16 protein-coding genes are annotated in these 26,573 nt (G+C 45.8%); 15 read left to right on the top strand and 1 reads right to left on the bottom strand.

The annotated features are described in order from the left end of the window. Position 1: 1 nt before the first annotated feature. Positions 2 to 535, bottom strand: coding sequence for a GNAT family N-acetyltransferase (locus BM415_RS13580; RefSeq protein ID WP_091158744.1), 534 nt, complete (start codon positions 533 to 535; stop codon positions 2 to 4). Positions 536 to 802: 267 nt separating this feature from the next. Here BM415_RS13580 and BM415_RS13575 point away from each other — a divergent pair, with 267 nt between their 5' ends. The 15 genes from BM415_RS13575 (at position 803) to BM415_RS13505 (ending at position 26,403) form a co-directional block, all read left to right on the top strand. Continuing rightward, on the top strand, positions 803 to 1,093 hold the full coding sequence (locus tag BM415_RS13575) for a DUF6509 family protein (RefSeq protein WP_091158742.1): 291 nt from the start codon (positions 803 to 805) through the stop codon (positions 1,091 to 1,093). A gap of 154 nt (positions 1,094 to 1,247) precedes the next feature. Further along, positions 1,248 to 4,355, top strand: a complete 3,108-nt coding sequence (locus BM415_RS13570) for a sensor histidine kinase (protein WP_170862447.1) — start codon at positions 1,248 to 1,250, stop codon at positions 4,353 to 4,355. A gap of 3 nt (positions 4,356 to 4,358) precedes the next feature. After that, the gene (locus BM415_RS13565) at positions 4,359 to 5,489 is read left to right on the top strand and encodes a response regulator (protein WP_091158738.1); all 1,131 of its coding nucleotides are present in this window, start codon (positions 4,359 to 4,361) and stop codon (positions 5,487 to 5,489) included. A gap of 139 nt (positions 5,490 to 5,628) precedes the next feature. Next, positions 5,629 to 9,495, top strand: a complete 3,867-nt coding sequence (locus BM415_RS13560) for an S-layer homology domain-containing protein (RefSeq protein ID WP_170862446.1) — start codon at positions 5,629 to 5,631, stop codon at positions 9,493 to 9,495. Positions 9,496 to 9,659: 164 nt separating this feature from the next. Beyond that, on the top strand, positions 9,660 to 10,571 hold the full coding sequence (locus BM415_RS13555) for a DoxX-like family protein (protein WP_091158735.1): 912 nt from the start codon (positions 9,660 to 9,662) through the stop codon (positions 10,569 to 10,571). 16 nt (positions 10,572 to 10,587) lie between these two features. Beyond that, entirely contained in the window at positions 10,588 to 11,268 is a 681-nt protein-coding gene (locus tag BM415_RS13550; RefSeq protein WP_091158733.1) for a DUF4166 domain-containing protein, read from the top strand. 318 nt (positions 11,269 to 11,586) lie between these two features. Then, positions 11,587 to 12,702: an ABC transporter ATP-binding protein gene (locus tag BM415_RS13545; RefSeq protein WP_091158732.1), complete on the top strand. Its 1,116-nt coding sequence runs from the start codon at positions 11,587 to 11,589 to the stop codon at positions 12,700 to 12,702. Between the two features lie 24 nt (positions 12,703 to 12,726). Beyond that, positions 12,727 to 15,714: an extracellular solute-binding protein gene (locus tag BM415_RS13540; RefSeq protein ID WP_091158729.1), complete on the top strand. Its 2,988-nt coding sequence runs from the start codon at positions 12,727 to 12,729 to the stop codon at positions 15,712 to 15,714. Next, entirely contained in the window at positions 15,701 to 16,681 is a 981-nt protein-coding gene (locus BM415_RS13535; RefSeq protein ID WP_091158728.1) for a carbohydrate ABC transporter permease, read from the top strand. Before BM415_RS13540 ends, BM415_RS13535 begins: the two co-directional genes overlap by 14 nt. A gap of 80 nt (positions 16,682 to 16,761) precedes the next feature. After that, positions 16,762 to 17,598: a carbohydrate ABC transporter permease gene (locus BM415_RS13530; RefSeq protein WP_244533358.1), complete on the top strand. Its 837-nt coding sequence runs from the start codon at positions 16,762 to 16,764 to the stop codon at positions 17,596 to 17,598. 20 nt (positions 17,599 to 17,618) lie between these two features. Further along, positions 17,619 to 19,784 (top strand): YIP1 family protein, encoded by a 2,166-nt coding sequence (locus BM415_RS13525; RefSeq protein WP_091158725.1) that lies wholly within the window; start codon positions 17,619 to 17,621, stop codon positions 19,782 to 19,784. After that, complete coding sequence (locus tag BM415_RS13520; RefSeq protein WP_091158723.1) at positions 19,781 to 22,027, top strand: DUF5696 domain-containing protein; 2,247 nt, start codon at positions 19,781 to 19,783, stop codon at positions 22,025 to 22,027. Before BM415_RS13525 ends, BM415_RS13520 begins: the two co-directional genes overlap by 4 nt. Continuing rightward, positions 22,028 to 22,897 carry a carbohydrate ABC transporter permease gene (locus tag BM415_RS13515; protein ID WP_091158722.1) on the top strand — a complete coding sequence of 290 codons (870 nt, stop codon included), beginning with the start codon at positions 22,028 to 22,030 and terminating at the stop codon, positions 22,895 to 22,897. 12 nt (positions 22,898 to 22,909) lie between these two features. Next, the gene (locus BM415_RS13510; protein WP_091158720.1) at positions 22,910 to 23,869 is read left to right on the top strand and encodes a carbohydrate ABC transporter permease; all 960 of its coding nucleotides are present in this window, start codon (positions 22,910 to 22,912) and stop codon (positions 23,867 to 23,869) included. A gap of 53 nt (positions 23,870 to 23,922) precedes the next feature. Next, positions 23,923 to 26,403, top strand: coding sequence for a glycosylhydrolase-like jelly roll fold domain-containing protein (locus tag BM415_RS13505; RefSeq protein WP_091158719.1), 2,481 nt, complete (start codon positions 23,923 to 23,925; stop codon positions 26,401 to 26,403). The last annotated feature ends 170 nt before the right edge of the window (positions 26,404 to 26,573 follow it).

The raw sequence follows: 26,573 nt of genomic DNA, 5'->3' as shown, positions 1-26,573 counted from the left end.
GTCAAAAAACACCCGCTTTCCATTCCTCGGGTGGACTATACCAGTCATATGGAGCTTGTTCATACACTTCTTTCAGATGAAAAAGAGCTGGAATAGCAAGAGCTCCCTTAAACCACTCTTCCTTCTGTACTTGGGTGGTTCTGATACGATACGTATGGTTGAACAGTTCAAATACGTAAGGATCTGCCATTCCAACGGCATGAGTGTATTGATGTTCTTTGGCATAGTGAATCATGAAGCTGACAATTTCTCTTCCGAGCTTGCCGCGATAGCTTGGCAATACAGCAAAACTATCGACCTCCACGAGATTCATCCCGTCTAATACAATATCATCAAATTTATTTCTAATAAAAGGCCTTGAATATGCATAAGGTGTAAATTGAAAGGTTCCCCCGGGTTCCTCGTCTATATAAAAAAGGAATTGCTCCGAATGGGGTTCAGCGTATTCCATTTCAAACCCTTTCTCATCCCAGCTTGTCTTTTTAATGAGATAAAAAATATCGAGTTCTTGCTGAGTACCGACTTTTCTATACATCTTTCTTCCTCCTGCTGGCGTGTTGTCGTATCTAAGTATATCGGAGATTGAGGAAAAAGACTGTAGTTAATTCTGATTTCCAGCAGAAAATAGTGCCACACTGTTGTCACTTTGAGCTCGTATACTGTGAATCGTCAATCCTTTTGGAACACCCCGTATATTTATCGCGTGAAAGCGAAAAGAATAATAAGAAGGATAGACCCTTACGATTTCAGGTGTGTCTTGATATAATAAAGCGTCATAAGGTAGAGAGGATGAATTACATCAATGCTTGAAATGAGAAGCTATAGATTTGAAGAGGTTAAAGATCCGTTTGGCATTCTGGCAGGAACCCGTTATGAATTCCATATTGATCTGGACGTAGAGGAAGATGACGAGCTGTACTCCGAGAACGGTGTGTACATCCGGGTCATTTATAGAACCAGCGAAGCGGATTCCGGTATTGTCAAATATGAGCTATACGAGAGCGTAACAGATCAATATTTGGATTTTGATCTGGAGGAAGATGAGATCGCTGTCCTTGATGCGTTTTGTAAGGAGAAGCTGACAGAAGTCTAGTCAGAAAGAATCAGCCGGTATGTGAGTGAAATTATAAAGAGTTTCTTTTGATAAGCAGCAGTGCTGTTGTCGAAGGAGGCTCTTTTTTTTTGTTAAATCAAAGCTCTTTAATAGCCGATAAATAGGTGAAATGATTGTTGAAGGAGCGGGATTTTTGTATAAAAGATTATTAACGATTTCTATCATCTTTATTGTCTTACTTTCTTTGATTCCCATATCTATTCTTATTAGTAACGAAGCACGTCAAGAATTACAAGTACAAAACGGAGTGATGGACCTCGCAGCTTGGAATCCAGAGCAGGACGGCAGGATAAAGTTGGATGGTGAATGGGAGTTTTATTGGAATGAGTTACTTCCCCCTTCCTTCTTCAGGCAAGACTCATCAGATGCTGCTTCCAGAATGATAATGAAAGTGCCCTCTGATTGGACCCAGAGCAGAATTAACGGCAAGCCTCTACCTGCGCACGGGTATGCGACTTATCGGATGGTACTGAGCAATGTTCCTGATCATATGGTTTTTGCATTAAAAAAAACGAATATCCGTTTTTCAAGTGATATTTATATCAATGGTGAGAGGTTGCTGTCTGATGGGAATCCCTCTGATCGCAATACAGACTATACAGCAGGCAATATCCCTCAAATGGGAGGATTCCCATCTACTGGTGATGATATAGAAATTATAGTTCATGTAGCTAACTATGATTATATAAATGCTGGGATTCCAGCTTCCATTTATTTTGGCGAGCTGAACCATATGACGAAACATCAACAACAGCTGATCGTTCGTGAGTTCAGTTTGATTGCTATCCTGGTTACACTTGCGGTTATATACGCCGTATGCTTCATAGCTGCATGGCTGAATGGAAAGAAAGATTATTCATTGCTTCTATTTTCCTTGATATGCTTACTATTTTCTATCTATCAGGGGCTAGTAGGGGAAAGGGTCTTATTGCTGTTTGGTTCAAGCTTTTCCTTTGAATGGATCTACAAAATAAAGGATATCAGCTCGATAACCTACTTTATCGTACTTGCTCTCCTCTTCAATCAGTTACAACAGAATATCATTTCACGAAGAGCTACGAAAATAACGATTACCGTACTTAGTATATTTACACTGCTTATCGTGCTTCTTCCTATTCAAAGCTATACCCTAATTCAAGTATATGTAATTGTATTTTATGAGCTTCTTCTTCTATGGATGCTGGTGAGGGCAGGGGGACTGTACGTTAAAAGTACAACAAATCAGCGAATAAATTCTTTATTGTTGTTTTTAGGGATGCTCACAATAAATCTGTATTCATTAGACCTGCTCTTGTTTGCCTTCTCTCTAAAAGAAGAGATATGGCTTGGGCAATTATACATTGTTATTTTTAATATCATTATGATCTTTCTCGTTGTGCTTCGTTTCTTTACGGCTTATCAGAAAATGAAAGAGATGAAAAATAAATTGGTTAGGCTTGATAAAATTAAAGATGATTTCTTAATCAATACATCTCATGAGCTAAAGACACCACTTGGTGCGATTGTGGGTATTACTGACTCGATCATTCAGCGTGTTGAAGGACCTCTTAACGAGCAGCAAATTCAGAATTTAACCATTGTTAAGAACAGTGGAAGAAGATTAACTATGCTGGTTAACGAATTGCTGGATTACTCCAAGATGAAGAATGGAGACATAACAATCTATAAGAAAAGGATGAATCTGAAAGCATCTGTAGACGCGGTTATTAAAGTGCAGATGTTTATACTCGGGAACAAGCCCGTCCGTCTCATAAATAGCATTTCGGAAGCATTCCCGGATATTTATGCCGACCCTGATCGATTACTACAAATTCTGCATAATTTGATTGGGAATGCGATTAAGTATACAGACCTTGGTGAAGTTGAAATCAGTGCAGGGATGAATCGAAATACGGTCGTGATTCATGTTAGAGATACTGGAATTGGAATCGCTCCGGATATGGAAGAGGTTATATTCCAAGCCTACGAGCAGATTGAATCATCATCGAAATACGATCGAAGCGGTATAGGCATCGGACTGAATATTACTAGGAAGCTCGTTGAACTGCACGGGGGCCAGATTCAAGTGGAATCTGCGATCGGAGAAGGATCTGTTTTTACATTTACCCTACCACAGCTAGGTATGGATTCAGCTGAGCGGGATACAGCATCAAAGGAACATCATGTGGAGGCTAACGAGTCATTGAATTTACAAGTTCAATATCCGTTATATCTGGAGGGTAAAATCAAAGAACCCATATTGGTCGTCGAGGACGACTTAGCCAATATGCAATCCATAATCAATGCTTTGAAGCTGAAGGGTTACTCGATTGTTGCCGTTAACAATGGGCATCAGGCGCTTCAGGAGCTGGATAAAAACCAGGATTTTTATCTTGTTATTTTGGACATTATGATGGCTGATATGAGCGGTTATGAGGTACTAACGAAAATCCGAGAAAGATATACGCTCTTTGAGCTGCCAGTACTAATGCTTACAGCGAGAAATAAGGCTGATGATATGAGGGTTGCTGTGGATAACGGTGCGAATGATTACGTCGGGAAGCCATTTGAGACAGAGGAATTGCTGGCTAGGGTCAACAACCTTACAAAAATGAAAGCAGCTGTGAAACATGCGAAGGACGCTGAAATTGCTTTTTTACGCTCACAAATTAAGCCGCACTTCTTATATAACGCCTTGAACTCGATAGCTGAGCTATGTATCGTTGAGCCTTCTCAGGCAGAAGATTTGGTGCTTCATCTTTCCAGTTATTTAAGAAATAGCTTTGATTTTAAACAGCTGGATTCGTTCACTACGCTCGAGAAAGAATTAGCACTGGTTGAAGCTTATGTCCATATTGAAAAAGCAAGGTTTGGCAGCCGAATTCAAGTAGAGTATGACATTGACGCGGATCCATTTATCCAAATTCCCCCCCTCAGCCTGCAGCCGTTAGTAGAGAATGCAATCAGACATGGGCTTATGTCCAACTCCAATGGAGGAATTGTTAATGTCGTGGTGAGGAAGCAGGAGGATTATATGATGTCCTTTTCCGTATCCGACAATGGTTGTGGGATGAGTGAGAAGAAGCTTAAGGAGATTCTATCTCCTCAGACAGAGACAAAAGGTGTAGGCCTGTGGAATATAGGTCAGCGAATCAAGCTGTTATACGGTATCGACTTTGAGGTTACAAGCGTGGAGGGAGTCGGGACACGAATTATGTTCCAAATTCCGGCCCATCCAGAATACATGAAAAGGAGTAATTAAAGAATGCTGCAAGCCGTTATTGTGGATGATGAAGAGCTCTCTATTAATCGCTTGAAAAGACTGCTGACGGATAATGAGGAAATAGAGGTTTGCCGTACTTATTTGAATCCAAAGGATGCCCTTGAATATATAGAAGCAAACCACGTGGACATCGTATTTTTAGATATTTCAATGCCTGAATTAAATGGAATGGAGCTATCCAAGTATCTGAAGCATCACAATGACTCCATTGAGGTCGTTTTCGTAACCGGATACGATGAATATGCGGTTCAAGCCTTCGAAATTAGCGCACTGGATTATCTATTAAAGCCTGTCACGGCACAGAGAGTAGAGGTGACTTTAAACAAAATTCGCAGAACCGTTTCAACTAAGATCCAAGAAAAAAGGCTGACTGCAGAGACCACTGATCTGCTCTTGAAGGTTGAAATGTTTGACGGATTTAAAGTATATCAAAGCAATCATCAAAAAGAATGGGTTAAGCTGAGAAGCCCTAAGACGGAAGAATTGTTTGCTTTTTTGCTGCATAAAAGAACAGTCAGTCGTGATGAGATTATTGATACTTTATGGAAAAATTTTGAGCCTGAAAAAGCTTGGAAAAATCTGAATTCCACCCTGTATTACATTCGCCAAGCTATTAATGGCTGCTACAAGGGAGCATCTGTTATCCAAGCAACCAGAAATGAAATTCGTATTGATGTAGGGTATTTGTCCTGTGACATATATGAGTTTGATCGTTTGATGAAGCAGCAAAGCAACAGTCGTATTTTTGAAATTGAACAAGTAGAGTCAGCCATGAAGTTGTATACCGGACCGTTTCTGAAAGGAAAGACATACGAATGGGCGAGCAGCAGGGGGTTAGAGCTTGAACAGGATTATATGAAAATGCTTGAATATGCTGCCAAATACTATAGAAAAACAAATCATAGCGAACGGTCTCTATACTTTTATGAAGAAATGATCAGAATAGATGCTTTTCGTGAGGATATTGGCGAAGAATTGATAAAAATGTACTTAGAGCTGGGAAGGGAAAAGGAAGCGCTCCGTTTTTATCAGAATTTAGAAGATTTATATAAAATAGAACTAGGGACAGAACCGGTATCTTCTATTAAAAAGCTAATCAGCTCACTTGTGTAATGATGCAAAAAAGGGCCTTGTATAATAAGTCTATTATCCTAGGTCCTTTTTACTTGTTTATTTTTTGTTTATTTCATAAATGTATAATTTAGGAGAATTATGTCGAATTGAGCAATTAGTAATAGAGGGGAAGAAACAAATGAACCGGAAATTTGTAAAAATCGCCGTAAGTACGACGCTATCTGTTGGTATTGCGGTATCTGGAACTGGTTACAGTGGGAGTGCCTGGGCCCAAGCAGCAGGCATGGGTTGGAGTACGGATGATAGAGAAACGGTGCTTCAACCGATTGAGGAGGATTCTGGAAGTCGGGAAATTAGCGTTTCCTCTATACTTCAGGATAAGGTGCCGTCCGAGGAAGTGCTGGGTATAGCTATTATGGATACGGATACTGCAAATGGAATCTGGGAGTATTACAACGGGAGCATCTGGTACAACATTGAGAAAACAGATGGAGGAACCGCTTATATATTACTGGCAGGTTCAGATAAAATTCGCTTTACTCCCAATCCGAATTGGAATGGTCAGGCAAGTATGAAGTACAAGCTGTGGGATATGTCCAGTGGAAGCAGATATGCAAAAAATGTAGATACGAGCTCAGCTGCTTATAGTACGGATCAGGGAGAAGCATATATTTCGGTGACTCCTGTAAATGACGCGCCGTATCTGACGGATGAGCAAGCAGGAGAGTATCTTTATTTTGACGGAAATGGAGATTACGTTACGCTGCCATCCAACATAAATTCGATTTACGCAGATTCCTTCACAGTTGAAGGATATTTAAAGGTGAATCAGTTTAACACTTGGATGAGATTTTTCGAGTCTGCCAATGGTCCGGGCAGTGATAACATCTTTGTCGGATTTACTCAAGGCAAGATGAATTTTTCTGCATACAACGGTTCAAGTGGTCCTGTTGCTGGGGCAACTAATAATATGACTACAGTAGAAAGCTTTCCTTTGAATCAATGGGTTCATGTTGCGCTAGTGTACAATCAGGAAGAGAAAAGAGCGTATATCTATTGGAATGGTGAGCTTAAGGCTTCTGGTGCTGCAGATTTAAGCTCTATTGGATCTAGATTTAGAGCAAATCATTATCTTGGCAAGAGTAGCTGGGGACAGGATGGCTATTATTCCGGAGGCATGAAGGATGTAAGGTTCTGGAGTAAGGCGAAGAGCAAAGAAGATGTCATTCGAGAAATGAATACTACGCTTACAGGTACAGAGACCGATCTCATTGCGAGTTACAGATTAGACAGCAGCAGCAATGGAGATAACGCTGTCAGCTTGCCAGAAGTAATGAATGGCCAGATTGAAAATGCTGTATTTAAACAAGCAGAAGGATTCATCAGCGCAGTTACGACAGACATGAACAGAACGGCAGAGAGAGCGTTTAAAGTGTTCGACGTAGATGGAGATGAGCTTCAAGTTACAGCTGTGTCGTCTAACCCGAATCTCATTTCGAATGATAATTTGGAGATCAGCGGGGCTGAAGAGAATCGAACAATTACAATGAAGCCAACAGCTAATCAATATGGTACATCCAGAATTACAGTCAAGGTTAATGATGGAATAATTACTGAATATTACGACTTTCAGCTTATTGTAAATGGAACGGGAGAAATTATTGTAACGGATGTAATATTGAGCAAGAATGATCTTGAGTTGACTGTGGGTGGAGAGAATGAGCAATTGAGTGCGTCTATATCCCCTGCAAATGCAAATAATCCTAATGTAATCTGGTCCTCCAGCGATCCATCAGTTGCTACTGTTGATGAGAACGGTGTTATTACACCGGTTGGACCTGGCTCAGCGATTATAACTGTCACGACAGTTGACGGTGAGTATACAGATACAGTGACAGTCAATGTGGCGGACAAGCCAGGCATACCTGAGAATGTGGCTGCAATTCCGGGTGATGGTGAAGCGATAGTTAACTTTACAGCGCCTGCCTTCGATGGAGGCAGTCCGATTACGAATTACACGGTAACTGCTCAGCCTGGGGGTATTATGGCTAGTGGTACGGAAAGTCCGATCAAAGTTACAGGTTTGGAAAATGGTATAGCCTACACCTTCACCGTGGTAGCGACTAATCGTGCAGGAGATTCCCTATCTTCGATTTCATCGGCAAGTGTTACACCAATGCCGCCTGCACCAGGAGCGCCAATATTGCTTGAGCCTGTTGCTGGTAATGGAGAAGTGACCTTGACTTGGAACGGAGTGGACGAGGCAACGGGATATAAAGTGTTCATGAGTGAATCGCCGGAAGCGATCGATAACGAAGTAGCTGCCGTAACAGATTCAGTCTACAGTCACACCATTACAGGGTTAACGAATGGCAAAGCCTATTATTTTGTACTAAAGGCAACGAACACGGGCAGTGATAGTGCCCCTTCCTTACCGGTTACTGCTACGCCGATGACGGTTCCTGGGGTGCCGACCAATATAACGGCCACAGCAGGCAATCGTCAAGCGATCATCACCTTTACTCCTCCTGTGGATGACGGAGGAAGCCCAATTACGGGATATGAAGTTACCGCCATGCCAGGAAACCATAAGGTGTTTGGAACATCTAGCCCTATTACAATGACAGGCTTGGATAACGGGACGAGCTATACCTTTACGGTTACCGCCATTAATGGCAAAGGAAACAGTGTGCAATCTGCTGAATCGGAGTCTGTGACCCCATTGGTACCAACTGCTCCGCCAAGCGAGGACGATACAAATGTACCGACTCCGCCGACTACTCCAGTGACGGCACCACAAGCTGAATCAGAAATTCTGATAAACGGCAAAGCAGAGGATATCGGAACAGTGTCAACTAGTGAGCAAAATGGTCAAAGTGTAATCAAAATGTCTATAGACGAACAGAAATTAAATGATAAGCTTGCAAGTGAAGGTTCAAGCTCAATCTTATCCATTACTTCCAAGCAGGAATCCGATGTACTGATCGGTGAACTAACCGGGCAGACGGTCAAGAATCTGGAGAAGACAGAGACCAAGCTCGAAATCAAGACATCAAATGCAGCATATATTCTGCCTGCAGATGCAATCCGAGTTGATGAAATTTCGAAAGAGTTTGGAGCTGCAGCACTTCAGGATATTAAATTTGAAGTGAAGGTTGCAGCGACCAATAGTGAAATGGTTAAGGTAATCGAGAATGCAGCTGTAAACGGCAAATTCACCTTGATTACACCTGCTGTTGATTTTTCTATAAGTGCCACTTATGGTAATCAGTCCGTTGAAATTTCTGAATTTAATCAATTTGTTACTCGGATGATTGCTATTCCTGATGGAGTAGACGTAAGCAAGATCACGACGGGCGTCATCGTTGATGCAAATGGCTCGGTACGTCACGTACCAACCAAAGTTACGCAGATCAACAGCAAGTATTATGCAATGATTAATAGTTTGACGAGCGGCAATTCCTATTCTGTAATTTGGAATCCTATTGAATTTAGTGATGTACAAGGTCACTGGGCACAAGCTGCAGTAAATAATATGGGATCAAGAATGGTAGTTGATGGAGTAGGCAGCAGCCTGTTCAATCCTGATCAGAATATTACCCGAGCAGAATTTGCGGCAATTGTTGTTCGCGGGTTAGGGCTAGCACGTGATAATCAACCATCGTCATTTACGGATGTAGCTATGTCAGACTGGTATAACAGTGCTGTAATAACAGCAGCCGAATTTGGACTTATTCAAGGTTTTGGAGACGGCACCTTCCGTCCGAATGAACAAATTACTCGTGAGCAGGCCATGGTCATCATTGCAAAGGCGATGGAAATCACGGAGCTGAATACCACGCTGCCGGCGGATGCTTCCCAGCTTGATACTTTCGTGGATGCACCAGATGCGTCGAAATGGGCGAGCGTGGGCATTGCGAAGAGTGTACAAGCAGGCGTTATTAATGGCAGAAGTGAAACCAAGCTTGCTCCAAAAGCAAATATGACCAGAGCTGAAGTTGCAGCGATTGTAGAGCGGCTCCTCCAGAAATCTGAACTAATCTAAGATGTGGATAAAAGAGAGTTTCTCATGCAAGCAGGTAGCTCCTGTTGCAGAGAAGCTCTTTTTTTGAACAAACAGGAAACTTTTACTGTATTACAGCGTCTATAATATAAATTACATTGTGATTATTTTCTCATATACAATTTGAGCTTCGTTAAGGAGGTGGCATGAGAGTGTTTGCGAATCAGCCGATATATGTCGAGACACTCATCCATACGGACATGGAATCGATCTGGGAGGCCACGCAAAACCCACAGAAGCATGTGGAATGGGATCTTCGTTTTTCGCAGATTGATTACATCCCTAAGCAAGAAGAGGAGGAAAAACAGCGATTTCGTTATGTGACGAACATCGGATTCGGGCTCCGAATAGAAGGGGAGGGAGTGACCACTTCCGGGAAACATCAGGATCATAAACGTATGTCTTCCCTACATTTCTCCTCGGATCAGGCGATCTCTCTTATTTTGTCTGGAGGAGGGTACTGGCGCTATGAGCAGGCGGATAAGGGCATCCGGTTTCTAACCCGTTATGATTACAAGACCCGATTTTATTTCCTGGGAAAATGGTTTGACTTTTTTGTTTTCAGGCCATTGATGGGCTGGGCAACAGCGCTCAGCTTTGATGTACTTAAGATTTGGCTTGAAAAAGGAATTTCTCCTAAAATATCCTACCGGCAGCTATTTATTCATGCGATCGTCACGTTTGGCCTTATGTTTACCTGGATTTACCATGGATTGGTACCGAAGCTGCTTACGCAGGATGCTCAGGAGCTTGCACTGTTGAAGGGGATCATCGGTTCGGAGGCGAATGCAGTGCTCTTGCTGCAGGTGGTGGGGCTGCTGGAAATAGCCGTTGGGATCTTATGCCTCTTATTTCACAGGCGAAAGGCGCTCTACATATTCAACATTGCAGCTATGCTGCTTCTCGCTATCGGTGCAGCGATCTCAGATATATCCGTCTTCCTTGCGCCGTTTAATCCAGCCACTTTAAATATGGCAGTTTGTTTGCTTGCCTGGATAGGCTGTATGACACTCGCACATCTTCCATCCGCAAAGCACTGTATCCGCAAGCAGCTATGAGAGAGGAGAACAAGCAATGGATTCGATCTATCGGACAGTACTAGGAACCGATTTTGAGAAGCTCCACCCCCGAATTCAGAAGCGATTTGGGTTTAACAGCTTAAGCGGAATCGCTTCAATCGGGAGAGGAGTGATGGATTCCGTATGGTATGGACGAATGTATACCCTTCCTTTTCTATATATCGGTACCTGGCGAAATATTATGTTTCCTCAGAAAGGGACGAATGTGCCGTTTACGATAGAAAACTATGCTTATCTGGATCAATTCGGAAGAGAGACCGTGACTTGGATCCGGACCTATGATTTTGGTAACCAACGCCGCAGATTTGATGCCACCATGATTTATAGCTGTCAGCGGAACAGGATTGTGGATTATCTAGGCACGCATCAGCATCTGGCAGTGGACATTGACCTGACTGTCGATGAGGAAGGAGGCTTAAGACTGCGATCTGGTGAGCAGCGTTTTTATGAAGGCATTATCGGATTTCGGTTTCCCATGCGGTTCTCCGGTGTAGCGGATGTGAGGGAGTGGTACGATGAGACTATGGATAAATATCGTATAGACGTTAAAGTGACAAATGATCATTGGGGACCGCTATTTGGTTATCATGGAAGCTTTGATACAGACTTTATTCCGATCAAAGTAGGCGGGATCCCTGCTTATATCAAGCCGGTTCGTGAGGAAAAGCGGGAATAGTGACAGAGTCAAAACAAATTCTCAAGAGAGTTTTTTCCGTAAAAGAGCGATATACATTGTACGATAGTCTGTGAAAAGGCTGCTATAGAATTTTCAAAAAGGATGCGTGAATTCGGCGCATTCTTTTTTATGGAGTACAAAGAAATACGGCATCGGTTAGTCATTTATACAAATGGTTGATCTGTTAGCAGAAACAATCCAGACTACACCGAATAGCGAAAGTAAAGCGTTTATACACAGATACAAAATAATGGAATTGCAGGAAAGCTCAGCAGGAGCCCATAGTGAAAAGAAGGATGAAACGAGAGGAGAAGGGTGATGGCACGAATCCTGTTTAACCATGTGTACAAAAGATATGGCAAAGATCAGCAGCCCGTCGTACAGGATTTTCATCTGGAGGTTGTGGACAGAGAGTTTATCGTATTTGTTGGACCATCGGGGTGCGGCAAATCGACGACGCTGCGTATGCTTGCCGGGCTGGAGGAAATCTCTGAGGGCGAGATTTGGATCGATGATGAAATGGTCAATCAGCTACCGCCGAAGGATAGAGACATCTCGATGGTGTTCCAGAACTATGCACTGTACCCCAATATGTCCGTATATGAGAACATTGCGTTTGGACTAAGACTTCGCAAATTGCCAAAGCATGATATTGATCTGGCGGTAAAGCGAGCAGCGAGAATACTTGAGATCGAATCGTATCTTGACCGAAAGCCGAAGGAGCTGTCCGGCGGACAGCGTCAGCGTGTAGCACTTGGCCGCTCCATCGTGCGTAATCCGCAGGTATTTCTCATGGATGAGCCGTTATCTAACTTGGATGCCAAGCTCCGGGTTCATATGCGTACTGAGATCATCAAGCTTCATAAACAGCTTGGAGTGACAACCATATATGTAACCCATGATCAGACAGAAGCGATGACGATGGGCAGCCGAATTATCGTACTGAAGGACGGCATTATTCAGCAGGTGGATTCTCCAGAGCTGATATACAATTGTCCGCAGAATATGTTCGTTGCAGGCTTTATCGGCTCTCCACAGATGAATTTTATAGAAGGGAAAATTGTAGAAGCGGACGATCAGCTGGAGTTTCAGACGAGAAGACATCGTCTCGTTATTCCGGAGAGCGCTGCTGTTCCCTTGAGGAAGCGAAACAGGGTCAATAAGTACGTTATCCTCGGGATCAGGCCGGAGAATATAAGCATAGAACCAATCATGTTCGAGACCTTTCCAAACGCTGTATTCCAAGGCATACATCAGTTCAGTGAGCTAATGGGTGCCGACCGCTACTTGTATGTCGATATTGGAACTGACAAGGATTTAATTGTCAGGGTGAACCCGAGAGACCATGTGGAAGAGCTGACAGAGATACGGCTGGCGATGGATATGAACAAGGCACTATTTTTCGATAAAACTACGGGTGAAAGGTTCAGCTGATTTACAGGAAAAGAGAGGTGCAATATGAAGCATATCCGCTATATTTTCCTTATCCTTCTGCTTGGTATCGTTCTGTTTACGGGCATCTTTCCATCCACAGGCCCTTCTGCCACTCCACCTGTCTCCGCTGCCGATTCCTTACAAGATTCAAAGGATGGAGAATATCCGCTTGTTAATCCCACAATTGAAAGCGCATTCGAACCGTATTATTCGGATGTTGCTGATTCATGGGAGCAAGAAGGAGTTCCGCCGGCTCGGGAGTCCATTCTCGTACCCGGCACAAGTATCTCAGGCCAATCGGAAGGGGCAAGTGTATCCGCCGGCTCATACGCAGGCAAGGAAGATGTACTGATCTGGAGCAATAACCGGACGGAATGGATCGAGTATGAAATTGATGTTCCTGCCGAAGGAATGTATGAAATGGCGCTGTCATATCACGCCTTGATTGATGAGGATGCCGTTTATCAGAGCTACCGGCCGACAACGATGGCTGTATCCTTTGAAGGTGAATATGTGTTCAACGAGGCAAGGGCGATCGAGTTTCCCAGATGGTTCAGGGATGAGCTTCCTTTCAAGACAGATGAGAATGGAAACCATATTAGACCCAGGCCGATTGAACAGAATCAGTGGATGAGACAGCCATTTCAGGATGCGGAGGGAACCACTCCTCTACCGCTAAAGTGGAAGCTGACCGAAGGCAAGCATACCTTGCGTCTTCAATCCTTTGCACCTATCGTTATCGATCGAATTGAGCTTGTTCCGCCAACAAGGATACCGCCTTACGAGGTGTTTCAGACTAACATGCCGGTGAGCAATGGGAATGCGAGTGGAAGTGAAGTCATCGTAATTGAGGCCGAGAATATGCAGGCCAAGAATGATGTAGCGATTCAAGCGATGACGGATCAGGACCCGCTCATGACACCGGACGCCGCGAGCAAGCTGATCTTTAATGCCGTCGGCGGCACACGCTGGCAGAATGGCGGCGGCGCAATAACCTGGAGCTTCACAGTACCGGACAGTGGACGTTATAACCTAGGGATCAGGGCCTATCAAGGCTACCAATCGAGCAAAAAGGTGTATCGGAAGATCATGATTGACGGGAAGGTGCCCTTCGAAGAGCTGCTGGCATATCCGATCTCTTATTCTACAAGCTGGCAGGGGCTGGTGATCGGCCAATCTGCGGAAGAACCTTATGAAATATACCTTGAAAAAGGTGAGCACACCCTCACACTGGCTGTTACATATGCTCCTTACAATCAAGTTCTTAACGAGCAAGAACAAGTACTCGCTTCAATTAGAGCCTTATCTGAGAATATCAACACGATTACCGGAGGAGTAGAAGATACAGCTCGAACGTGGAGAATCAAAGAGAACTTTCCGGAGCTGATTACAAGGACAGAGGAGATTAAGCGGAAGCTTGAACGTATGGCGGCCATGCTGCTTGAGGTGAATGGCGAAGCGGATGCAAACTCACAGTCCTTGTCTACAGCAATAACCGATGTAGAGGACATTCTTCGTTATCCGAATGATATACCCTACAAGCTGGAGGATCTAAGTCTGATCTCATCCCGGATTGCTTCAATTACAGCGAGTCTCACGGCTGCACCGCTTGCGCTTGACAAGCTGTATATTGCTCCGGCAGGCACAGCTTTTCCGCGAATGGAAGCCAATTGGGGGGAGAAGACGCTAAGAAATGCCTCTTCTTTCTTTCATTCCTTTAGTTCAGACAACAGACTATCGTCCAGTGAGGATGAGGTACTGAATATATGGGTCAACTATGGCCGTGACTATGTCAATCTGATACAGGAGATGGCGGATCAATATTTTACTCCGGAGACGGGCATCGAAGTCCAGGTGGACCTGCTGCCAGATGAAAATTTACTAGTGATGGCGAATGCGGCAGGTAAATCTCCGGATATTGCCCTGGGGATGACGGAAGGAAGGCCGATTGAATTGGCCATTCGCGGGGCAGTAGAGGACTTGTCCAATTATCCGGGATTTGATGATTTGTTTGAACAATACTCACCAGGCTCTACTTTACCCTACTATTTTGCTGACGGCTACTATGCACTGCCGGAAACACAGCGGTTTCAGGTGCTCTATTACCGCAAGGACATTTTGCAGAAGCTGGGGCTTGGCGTGCCCGATACATGGGAAGATGTGATCGAGATGCTTCCCACTCTGCAGCAGAACGGATATAACTTCCACATTCCGTATAACGATTACATGACCTTCCTATATCAGTACGGTGCTGAATTTTATACGGCAGACGGAATGAAGACAGCACTTGATTCACCCGAGGCGTTCACCGGCTTCAAGCTTATGACCGATCTGTTTACTGTATATGGAATCGAGCAGCAAGTTCCGAGCTTCTACCAGCATTTCCGCGATGGAGATATGCCGATCGGGATCGCTGATTTTAACTTTTATTTGCAGATGCGTGTAGCTGCGTCGGAGCTGGATGGCTGGTGGGGAATGGCACCGCTGCCGGGAACAGAGAGTGAGCGCGGGGAAGTAGAACGCTGGACAGGCGGAAATCAGACCGCGGCGTCGATCTTCTCAAACAGCAATCTTAAAGAGGAAGCCTGGCAGTTTCTGCAATGGTGGCTGTCGAGCGAGACGCAGCAGCGATTCGGGAATGATCTGGAAGGATTCTACGGCGTAGCGTTCCGCTGGAATACGGCGAATCTTGAAGCCTTTACAGGACTGCCGTGGAACGAGGAAGAGCTTGCAGTCATGCTTGAGCAGTGGCGCTGGTACAAGGATATGGCCAATATACCAGGCTCGTATTTTATCCCGCGGGAAGTGATGAACGCATGGAACAGAACCGTCCTGAGCGGTCAGAACTACCGTGATGCCCTTGAAGAGGGAATACTCGGCATTGATCGTGAGATTTGGCGTAAGGCGAGGGAATTCAATTTCATTGATGATCAGGGACAGATTGTAAGCACCTATGATCCACCACAGGTGACAGAGCCTTGGAAGGGAGTGGATAGGTATGTCAACCCATGAGGCAGAGCTCTCTAAGCCATTAAGACCTCCAGAGAAAAAGCAAAAGACCAGCAGCAATCGTATTGCAGCGCTGTTTAGGGAGATATGGAAATACCGGCTTTCTTACCTGTTTATTTCTCCCTTTGTCATCGCCTTTACGTTGTTCATTCTTCTGCCGGTACTGGCTGCGTTTGGGCTTAGCTTCACGGATTTCAATACAATTCAATTCCCTAGATTTATCGGCTGGGACAACTATGAGTACATTTTTTCACAGGATACCTTATTTCTAAAGCACGCAATTCCGAATACGATCAAATTTGCGGTGCTGGTTGGTCCAGGCGGATTGATTCTGTCCTTTATTCTCGCCTGGCTGATCGCTCAGATTCCAGACAAAATTCGGCTGTGGTTCGTGCTTGCGATTTATGCTCCCTCTCTAACAGGAGGCGTAGTGATGCAGATTATTTGGCAGCCGCTTCTGTCCGGAGATCGGATCGGTTATCTAAACAGCTTCTTGCTTAAGCTTGGCATCATTGACGAACCGCAGTTATGGGTGCTTGATCCTGCATACCTGATGAATTCCATGATTATCGTCACCTTGTGGTCAAGTATGGGCGTGGGCTTCCTTGCGATGCTCGCCGGAATTCTGAACGTCGATGAGACACTCTATGAGGCCGGGCGGCTTGACGGGATCAAGAGCAGATTGCAGGAAATCTGGTATATTACGATTCCTTATATGCGGCCGCAGATGCTGTTTGCTTCCGTGATGGCCATTGTATCTGCGTTCAAGGCTGGAGCCATTGGTGAACAGCTGTCGCAGACCAAGCCCACTCCTGAATATGCAGGCCATACTCTCGTCAATCACATTGACGATTATGGGCTGGTCCGGTTTGAGATGGGTTATGCAGCAGCTTTATCCGTTGTTCTGCTCATTACGATCTATATATTCAACAGGCTCAGCTGGAGATTGTTTGGTACGAAGGGGGAATGAACATGGACCATGCCGCAAATGATGGATCACAGAAGTCAGTCAAACGGCCTGTAATACGCCATAAATTCTGGCTTCGGCGTATGGACAGAACACAGCTGATTTTGACGTTTCTGCTCGGCATATTCGCTGTGCTGATGCTGGTGCCGATCATTTACATCATAAACCATGCGCTCAAGCCGTACTCGGAGCTGTTTATTTTCCCTCCGAATATTTTTGTCCGGCAGCCGACCTTGAGCAATTTTACCGAGCTGTTTGTCATGACCCGGGATGCCGTTATCCCTGTTTCACGATATTTGTTTAACAGCATCGTCGTTGGCGTCATCGGAACAGGAAGCGTCACTATTGTAAGCGCTCTCTGCGCCTATCCGCTCTCGAAGCATAAATTTCCGGGTCACAAGCTGCTATTTTCCATTATTGTCGTGTCCCTGATGTTTGTGCAGGAGGCAATTAATATTCCCAGATATGTAGTGGTTGCCAATCTGGGTATTATGAACACTTATTGGGCACATATCCTGCCTCATATCGCGAGTACCGTAGGTGTATTTCTGATGAAGCAGTTTATGGATCAGGTTCCGAATGAGCTGATTGAAGCAGGTAAAATTGACGGAGCGAGGGAGTTTACGATCTTCGCAAGAATTATTATTCCGATTACACTGCCGGCCTGTGCTACAGTCGCCATCCTCTCCTTCCAGTCGATCTGGGGCGATGTATCCACATCGACGCTGTTCATGCAGGACGATGCGATGAAGACATTTCCTTTCTTTCTGTCGACCCTTACCCAGAATCTTGCCAACTCTGTAGCCAGACAGACGGCAGCGGCAGCAGCTGCACTCATCATGTTCTTGCCAACACTGATTATGTTTCTGTTCTTTCAGCGCAAGGTGATTGCCACAATGTCGCATTCCGGCATCAAGTAGTGAAGGAAAGGAGGATCCGTATGAAGTTTAACTGTGGATTACGTGCATGGCTGTCTGTCGTTAGTTTGGCACTGATCCTGACTGCTGTGCAGGTTCCGCATACGGCATGGGCGGACGTAACCTACGGCACTTTTACGAAAGACAGCTATGGACATCAGATTGACACCCAGCCCGCCTACACACCCTTCAAAATGATAGGCAAGGATCTCGCCGCACCCGATCCAGACAATCCGGGGCAATTCGTGGCTTCGCCGATGCAGAAGCCTTCGGATGTCTATATCAGTGAGTCTGATGAAATTTATGTGGCAGACACGGGTAACAATCGAATTGTGAAATTTGATAAAGACGGGAATTTTGAAAGGTATTATGAGCTGGCGGAGAATCCGCTGAATGCTCCTCAAGGCGTATTTGTTGATGAGAAGGGTCATATTTTCATTGCGGATACCGGGAATAAGCGCGTTGTTCGACTGTCGGCATCAGGCCAGCTGCTTAAGGAATATAAGCGTCCTGAATCCAGCAATGTACCAGAGGAGCTGAAATACGATCCCATCAAGGTGGCGGCGGACAAACGCGGATACATATATATTGTCACGATGGGCGGATATTACGGGCTGGTACAGCTTAACCCGGATGGGGAATTTCAAAGATTCTATGGAGCCAATGCGGCACCATTTTCCTTCATTGATTCCATAAAAAGAGCATTTTACACCCGGGAGATGTATGAAAATGAAACGAGCAAAATTCCTCCTGCTGTCAACAATCTTGCGATCGATGACGGGGGGTTCATCTATACCGTAACGAACGGTGCTGAAGTGGAAGCCGAGCAGATTAAAAAGCTGAATTTCCAGGGAGAGAATATTCTTGCCCAATATAATAAATTCGGCACGGCGAAGAAGAGCTTCGGCGAGTATAACTGGTATGACATTCGTTATGTTGACGGCATTACAACCCCTCCCCAAATTGTCGATGTTTCAGTCGATTCGGAAGGGAATTTTACAGTCGTTGATTCCTATTACACCTATTTGAGCCAGTATGATGCTAATGGCAATCTGCTCTTTTATTTCGGCGGACCTTCATCATCTGCTTCGTCCCAGCTCGGTTTAATTAAGACACCTGCTGCGATTGATATTAATTCCAGAGGAGAAATTTATGTGCTCGACAGTCAGGAAAGCATACTGCAAGCCTATCGTCTGTCGGAATTCGGGGCAATGGTGCATGAGGCGAACCGCTTGACCCAAGAGGGCAGGTATCTCGAAAGTGAGCAGCCCTGGAAGGAAGTACTTCGTCTCAATGAACAATATTTGCCGGCCATTCTAGGTCTAGCACAGGTAGCGTATAAGAAGGGAAATTACGAGGAAGCCGCCAGGCTGTTCAAAATTGCGGGAAACGATGCAGGTTATTCAGAGTCCTTCTGGCAGATCCGGCTGCAGTGGTTCCAGGCTCGATTCTCATTCTTTGCTACGCTGCTCGCAGTAGCCGCAGTACTTATATTTGTTGTCAACCGACTAGCTAGAGGAAGAACAAATCGGATGATGGAAGGCTTCTCAAACCGAATGGATGACAGGTATCTGTTGTTCTCCCAACTAAAACAGGCTTTTGTCATTCTAAGACATCCCATCGACGGTTTTACCGCATTAAGGTTTGAGAATAAAGGCGGGTATGTGAGCGCGTGTATTCTGTTGGTACTGACAGGAAGTGCGCTCCTTCTATCTGAACAGATGACGAGCTTTGCGTTCAACCCGGTTTCGCCGTCTTCGGTTACAGTGACCTCGGTGCTGCTCCCTTTCCTAGGGCTGTGGTGCGGTTGGGTTGTAAGCAATTATTTGATTAGCTCCATCTACAGGGGAGAGGGACGTTTCAAGGATGTTTTTGTTGGCAGTGCCTATGCACTCACGCCTTTTATTCTCATTGGTGTACCGCTGGCTGTCCTATCCAATGTCATGACACGCGCAGAAGGTGCAATTTACGATTATCTCCAGCTCGGAATGTATATCTGGCTCGCTTTTCTGTTCATCTGGATGGTTCAGTCCTTACATAATTACACCGTAGGGGAAACCTTGATGAATATGATAATGAGCCTGTTCGCTTTAATTGTGCTCGCAGTCTTGATCTTTCTTGTCATTGGTCTTACGAACGAGCTGCTCGTATTTGTCCATGAAGTCTATCAGGAGGTGCTGTTAAGATGAGGCTTGCAAAATACAGAAAAGCTGTGCTCTTCATTCTTCTCGCCTTCGTTATCATATTTGGTGCCAGTAGGCTCGAAGTGAAGTTTAGAGGAGATGACATGGTCCCAGCAGCTCAGCAAGGGACATCAGGAGGTGCGGAGCAGCAAGAGGCCTCACTCCCGGTAGAGGCTGATTTTAGAGCAGCGGCAGAAACCGATTCACTGATTCTGAAGCTGGATGAGAAGACAGGACACTTCATTGTCGAGGATAAACGTAACGGCAATATTTGGAGATCCTATCCTGATCCGCAAGACTTCGAGAATGAGACGATCGGTGGAATTTGGAAGACACACCTGGTCTCGCCACTCATGTTCCAGTACACCGATTTCACGGTATATAACACGCAGCCTCGTGAGAGTAATTTCAGGACCTTAGGCGGCACAATTGAAGACATCCAGGAGATCGACGGAGGCATTCAGTGGACATATGACATGCCCAAGCTGGAATTGACCGTGCCTGTCCAAATCCGGATACAAGACGATTACGTGGAGACCAAGATCGTGGATAAGGGCATGAAGGAAGGCAAATACAGCTTGATCTGGCTGAGACTGTTCCCATTTATGGCATCAGAGCACTCAAACGATCGGGAAGGTTATCTGTTCGTTCCGGACGGATCCGGCGCATTGATCGCTTATGATGATCACAGACTGAATACGAATCTTGGTTATCAGGAAAGTGTATACGGCAAAGACCCCTCCTATATGAGTCGGCTTGGCTTCAGTTCTCGTTATCCAGCCCAGATGCCGGTCTTCGGAATTCACTCTGGCGAGAAGGGAATGCTTGCTGTAATAGAAGAGGGAGCCGAATACAGCGATATTTTCGCCGCCCCTTCCGGCATGCTGAGCGGCTATAACTGGATTACGGCACAGCAGACCTATCGAGCCACGTTTGAGCAAATTACGAACCGGAGCAAAGGAACGAGCTTTACGACCTACAATAAAGATAAGCGTTTCGGCACTGATCGGACTGTACGATATTATTTCTTGAACAATGGCAAATCCGATTATGTCGGCATGGCGGATCGATACCGCAAGTACTTGATGGAAGAGAAAGGGCTTGAGAAACAAAGCGATTCGGAATCTGCCAATATCCCGCTTCATCTCACTCTTCTGGGTGGTGATTCTGAAGATGGGATGCTCGGGAGCCGTTATATTCAAGCGACGACAACTGAACAAGCTGCACATATTCTGTCCGATCTCCGGGAGCGGGGAGTTGACTCGATGTCATTAACCTACTTGGGATGGCAGAAAGGCGGTTATGCACAGTATGGCGGATATCTTGGTGTTGATCCGGCGCTTGGCGGCGAGCAGGGGATGAAGGAGTTAATCGAGCATGCCCATTCGCTTGATATCCCGGTTATGCTGGGAGTCAATTATGAGTTCAATAATACCGGTAACGGAGGATTCCGTGAGCAGTATCATGCGATAAGAAACATGGCTGGGACGATGCAGGAAGCCCGAATCCGCGGTGATGAGGTCTATTTGGCCAGCAGTCGCTTTATTCAGAATGCTCTGCGCAAGGAGCTGAGCTCCTATGCTGAGCTAGGGGCAGATGGGCTGTCTCTCCTCGTCACAGGCAGTCGTCTGGACAGCGACTATAACACTAGAATCGGAGCCTCCCGCACGGAAGCGATCTCCATACAGCAAGAGCTCCTTCAGCAAGTGAAGGATGAATTGGGCGAGGCATGGATTGAAAGTCCGAACTTTTATATGCTGGGCGGTGCTACTCATGTGAATGAGCTCCCAGACGATTACTCCTATGATCTGTTCTCGCAGGAGGCCATTCCTTTTGCACAAATCGCAGTGCATGGACTAATCACCTATACGTCTGGATTTGAGAATGACAGGCAGCAATTTAAGCACGATTTTTTGCGGGATATTGAATATGGTGCGCTCCCCTCATTTCTATTCACAGCAGTGCCGGCTGACAGATTGACCGAGGCACACGGTCTCCAGCTCAAAAGCTCCCACTATGCAAGCTGGGCGGATACCGCAGCTTCGGAGTACAGGAGGTATAATGAGGCGCTCTCAGATGTACAGCATCAGTTTATTGTTGAGCATCGTGAGCTGGCTGACGGGGTAAAGGCGACCACCTATGAAGATGGAACCATGATTATCGTCAATTATACGGAGGCGGCAATTTTATATGACGGTGAGGAGGTTGCCGGGCAGAATTTCAAGGTATTGAAAGGGGATGGAGCGTAGATGAAACGTAAAAAGAGGCGTCTTAGTGCACGAGCGCATCGAAAGCTGTGGGGCTCCATCTTCATATCCAACTGGGTTATCGGTTTCTTGATCTTTATGGCGTTTCCGCTTGCGTATTCGCTGTACATGAGTTTTCATCATTTGGAAATTCTAGCGAGCGGGCTCAAGGTGGAATATAGAGGACTTGCGCATTACAAGACGATATTATTCGAGAATGGCAGATATTTGTACGAAGGGCTGATTCCATTTCTGCGAGAAGCACTGCTCATGATCCCGGTTATTGTCATCTTCGCCCTGCTGATTGCGATTATGCTTAATCAGAAATTTGCGGGACGCACCGCGTTTCGAGTCATCTTCTTTCTTCCTGTTATCTTTACGACCGGGCAGGTGATTGAAGAATTTATGGCACAAGGTGAAGGTGATATTGAGTTCTTAACGAGATACAATATTTCTTCCTTCGTAACGGAGCTGCTTCCTGGCAGCTGGGCTGCACCCATCATTGCGGTAATGGGTTCGTTTGTACTTGTGCTGTGGTATGCCGGAGTTCAAATCTTGATCTTTCTTGCAGGCAGACAAACGATCTCGCACTCAATCTATGAGGCAGCCCGGATGGATGGAGCAGCCCCTTGGGAGACGTTCTGGAAAATAACACTTCCAGAGATGGTCCCCTTCATCCTGTTAAATACGATTTATACGGTGGTCGATTTGTTTACTTTTCCGACCAATCCTGTTATCGACATGGTCAATACGGCGGATTATGGATTGTCGAGTGCTCTGGCCTGGATCTATTTCAGTATTATTCTCGTTTTCTTGGGTATTATTTTCTTCCTGTTCTCGAGAATTTCACGCAGGGCCAGCGCTTACCGTTAAAGGAGGTATATCATGGCTAGACCGGTCTTTGTCAAAAATAAAACGAAGAGCTTGCCGCTAACCGCCCGCCGTCTCGTGAAGACCAAGCTTATTGGGCTTGAGGCGGACAAAGGCCTTATATTCAAATGCTTCCTGTATGTCATCCTCATTGATACGGCGTATATCTATCTTAATCCCATTATCTTTATGATCACGAGCATGATTAAGGATTCTGTGGATTTGATGGACCCGGCGGTGACCTGGGTGCCTCGGGTTATTTATTTCGGGATGCTGCAGGATGCATGGGAAATGCTGCAGTATCCAAAAGCACTCACCATCAGTTTATCTCTCTCAACGAGCATAGCCGTATTCCAGACGATTTCATGCGCAGTTGCAGGATATGCGTTTGCCAGGCTTGATATCCCTTTGAAGAAATTTTGGTTCTTCTGTTTGCTGCTTACCTTTATTGTACCGCCGCAGCTGACCGTACTGCCGAAGCTGATTGCCGCTTCACAGCTGGGATTCCTTGAGTCTTACGTTCCGCTTGTGCTGCCCGCGTTATTTGGTCAAGGAGTCAAAGGAGCATTGTTTGTCATCATTTATAGGCAGTTCTTCGCCAAACAGCCGAAGGAGCTGGAGGAAGCAGCGATGATGGATGGAGCCAATCCGTTAAAAGTATTCTTCCGAGTGATGCTGCCGCTGGCAAGGCCAGCCATTGTCGTCGTATTCTTATTCTCCTTCGTTTGGAACTGGAATGACTTCTATACGCCAAGCATTTTCCTGCATGGTATGGAAGATCAGCCTCTATCTGTCGGTGTAGCCAGTATAACGAATGAGATAAACATGAGAGCCGAGGAGATCGGACCGTCCATCTATGATGAGCCGATGAAGATGGCTGCTTCGTTCCTGATGATACTACCTCCGCTCATTCTGTATATATTTGCACAAAGATGGTTTGTAGAAGGAGTTGACCGCACAGGTCTCGTAGAATAAGAAGCAGCGGACTGTCTAAATTCAATTGGGAAAGGGGATACGATATCACTGTGATGATGAAGCTGGAAAGTCTCAGAACACAATTTTTGACACCCGATGGGGCATTCACCCCTATGCCTTTCTGGTTCTGGAATGGAAACCTAGAGCAAGAGGAACTGCTTCGGCAGCTCCGTGATTTTCGTGATAAAGGAGTCGAAGGCTTTGTTCTTCACCCGCGTATAGGTATTCCGGATACCCTTGGTTACTTATCCGATGAATTCATGGCGCTCGTGGAAGCTATCGTAGATGAGGCAGCAAGCATGAATATGCGCGTCATCCTGTACGATGAAGGAATGTATCCATCAGGGAGTGCTAATGGGGAAATTGTACGCTGTAAACCGGAATACGCGAGCCGCGGGCTTATCATGCTGGAGCAGCCAATGAAGAATACACCCGAATGGATTATCCCGCTTGAAGAAGGCGACCGTATCGTATCAGTGCAGGCGATTAGCCGGACGGGGCCGAAGCTGGAAGGAATTGAAGGCAGCAAGACGCAGATCATTGAAGTGGCAGATGATAGCTGTGGCATCGTGAGCTTTGCTCCGCCAGATGAAGGAGCATGGTCATATGTCGCCTTTATCGACCGGTATAGCTTAGGCACGATTCGGGGCATTCATTACGGCCAGGACGATGGGGAACCGGGTGCACCCCGTGCAGCCGATCTGTTAAATCCGGAAGCCGTACAGCTGTTCATTGAGCTTACGCATGAACGATATTATGAGCGGATCGGCCGTCATTTTGGCAGCAGTATCATCGCCATGTTCACAGATGAGCCGGATTTGCTCGGAAGAAAACATCGCAAGGGTATGCTGCCCTGGACGGCAGGATTCCTTGAGGAGTTCATGAGCAGTGGGAACCGGGAGGAGGATCTTGTTCTCCTATGGCTTGAGAGCGGTGACAACACAGCCGAAATTCGGAGATGCTACCGCAAGGCGGTTAGACACAGAATGGAGCGAAGCTTCTACAAGCCGCTTCATGATTGGTGTGAGGCGCATAGCATTGCGCTGACTGGACACCCTGCAGCGAGTGACGACATGGGGCTGTTACGCTATTTTCACATACCCGGTCAAGACATCGTTTGGCGCTGGATTGCTCCTGAAGGGGACCTCGGTATAACCGGTAAGCACAGCACGATGGGCAAATGCTCGGCCGATTCAGCGCGGCACCGGAACAAATCAAGAAATTTGAACGAATGCTTTGGCGTATGCGCCAAAGGTAACAGCTGGGCTCTAACGGCAGATGATATGAAGTGGTATTTGGACTGGCTCTTCGTCCGGGGCGTTAATCTGATAAGTCCACATGCTTTCTACTATTCTATCGAAGGGGAGCGGCTTCATGAGCGGGCTCCCGATGTAGGACCAAACAACATCTGGTGGCCGGAGTATGACCGTCTCTCGCAGTATATTAAACGTATGAGCTGGGTTATGACAGAGAGCATAAATCAGCCTGAAGTGTGTGTTCTGTGCCGTGCGGATCATTTGTCCTGGGAGCTGGCGAGACCGCTGTATGAAGGTCAAATCGAGTTTAACTATTTGGAGGAGGAGCTGCTTCAGAACGAAGCTGTTCTTGAGAACGGGATGATTGCTATAGCAAATCAGCGGTACCGTATTGTTCTTCTTGAGGATGTAGAGCAGTTTGAACTGGACACACGGGAGAAGCTTAAGGAATTTGTCTGTCAAGGTGGGAGAATTCTGGAGCACAACCGAGTAACTGCACCACCTGTCGGCTGCGTTGAACCGGGCTGGGAGGTTCATCACTCCATCGAAGCAGTAGCAGATCGAGTGGAACAGATACTCCCGCATCGAGCTGAATTTAAACCCTTAAGCCCTGGACTGAGAATCAGTCATGTTGTTAAGGAGGGTATCCATCTGTATGTGCTTGTCAACGAAGGCGAAACAGCAATCAAAGGTACTTTATCTATGAACGGTGAGGGTAAGCCTGAATTGTGGGATGCATGGAGCGGCACCTCTATACCTGTACAGGCTGAAGCGAGAAATGGAGGAATGAATATCCCCCTAACGATCGAACGCAGACAATGTCTGGTTATCGCGCTCGACCCGGCAGCTGCTGTGACTTTAAACCCTGTCATCTCCAAGCAAGAGGCTGTTGCCCAGGACTTGAACGATGGCTGGGAAGTAGATGGTGTAGAAGGAGAAGTCCCGCTTACGTCATGGACTGAATGGGAAGGAAGGGAGCATTTCTCTGGTACGATGACGTATACTAGAGAGCTCGAATGGAACAGGACAGCTTCCTATGCGGATGTCATTCTGGATTTAGGAGAGATCCACGAAATGGCCAAGGTGTTCCTGAACGGGCGGCTTATAGATGTGAAGCTGTGGTCTCCGTACCGTTTTTCATTGTCAGATCATTTATTGACGGGAAAAAATGTGCTGAAGGTCGAGGTAACAAATACACTTGCAAATCGTTATGATCGGGTGTCATTACCCTCTGGTATGCTTGGACCAGTAACGTTGACTACCTGTATTGAAGTTTAGTGTTTAGCGATGATCATCAGAAATCCTTGAAAAATGAGATGTTATTAGTCGACCTTGACCTTATGGGTTAGGGTTTTTTATATTCTTGCGCTGAAAAGTGCGCTTTCAAGCAGGGGGCATCGGACATATGAATGGGTTGCTTTTTAGATACATATAAATGTAAATTAACT

The sequence above is a fragment of the Paenibacillus sp. 453mf genome (genome assembly GCF_900116105.1).
Classification (GTDB): domain Bacteria; phylum Bacillota; class Bacilli; order Paenibacillales; family Paenibacillaceae; genus Paenibacillus; species Paenibacillus provencensis.
Note: the sequence above shows the minus strand (reverse complement) of the source record. Positions and strands in the feature narration are given on the sequence as shown.

What these genes read in the sequence shown, in the direction of transcription:
- BM415_RS13580 (WP_091158744.1), bottom strand. Translation starts at nt 535, where the DNA reads ATGTATAGAAAAGTCGGTACTCAGCAAGAACTCGATATTTTTTATCTC.
- BM415_RS13575 (WP_091158742.1), top strand. Translation starts at nt 803, where the DNA reads ATGCTTGAAATGAGAAGCTATAGATTTGAAGAGGTTAAAGATCCGTTT.
- BM415_RS13565 (WP_091158738.1), top strand. Translation starts at nt 4,359, where the DNA reads ATGCTGCAAGCCGTTATTGTGGATGATGAAGAGCTCTCTATTAATCGC.
- BM415_RS13560 (WP_170862446.1), top strand. Translation starts at nt 5,629, where the DNA reads ATGAACCGGAAATTTGTAAAAATCGCCGTAAGTACGACGCTATCTGTT.
- BM415_RS13555 (WP_091158735.1), top strand. Translation starts at nt 9,660, where the DNA reads ATGAGAGTGTTTGCGAATCAGCCGATATATGTCGAGACACTCATCCAT.
- BM415_RS13550 (WP_091158733.1), top strand. Translation starts at nt 10,588, where the DNA reads ATGGATTCGATCTATCGGACAGTACTAGGAACCGATTTTGAGAAGCTC.
- BM415_RS13545 (WP_091158732.1), top strand. Translation starts at nt 11,587, where the DNA reads ATGGCACGAATCCTGTTTAACCATGTGTACAAAAGATATGGCAAAGAT.
- BM415_RS13540 (WP_091158729.1), top strand. Translation starts at nt 12,727, where the DNA reads ATGAAGCATATCCGCTATATTTTCCTTATCCTTCTGCTTGGTATCGTT.
- BM415_RS13535 (WP_091158728.1), top strand. Translation starts at nt 15,701, where the DNA reads ATGTCAACCCATGAGGCAGAGCTCTCTAAGCCATTAAGACCTCCAGAG.
- BM415_RS13530 (WP_244533358.1), top strand. Translation starts at nt 16,762, where the DNA reads ATGGACAGAACACAGCTGATTTTGACGTTTCTGCTCGGCATATTCGCT.
- BM415_RS13525 (WP_091158725.1), top strand. Translation starts at nt 17,619, where the DNA reads ATGAAGTTTAACTGTGGATTACGTGCATGGCTGTCTGTCGTTAGTTTG.
- BM415_RS13520 (WP_091158723.1), top strand. Translation starts at nt 19,781, where the DNA reads ATGAGGCTTGCAAAATACAGAAAAGCTGTGCTCTTCATTCTTCTCGCC.
- BM415_RS13515 (WP_091158722.1), top strand. Translation starts at nt 22,028, where the DNA reads ATGAAACGTAAAAAGAGGCGTCTTAGTGCACGAGCGCATCGAAAGCTG.
- BM415_RS13510 (WP_091158720.1), top strand. Translation starts at nt 22,910, where the DNA reads ATGGCTAGACCGGTCTTTGTCAAAAATAAAACGAAGAGCTTGCCGCTA.
- BM415_RS13505 (WP_091158719.1), top strand. Translation starts at nt 23,923, where the DNA reads ATGATGAAGCTGGAAAGTCTCAGAACACAATTTTTGACACCCGATGGG.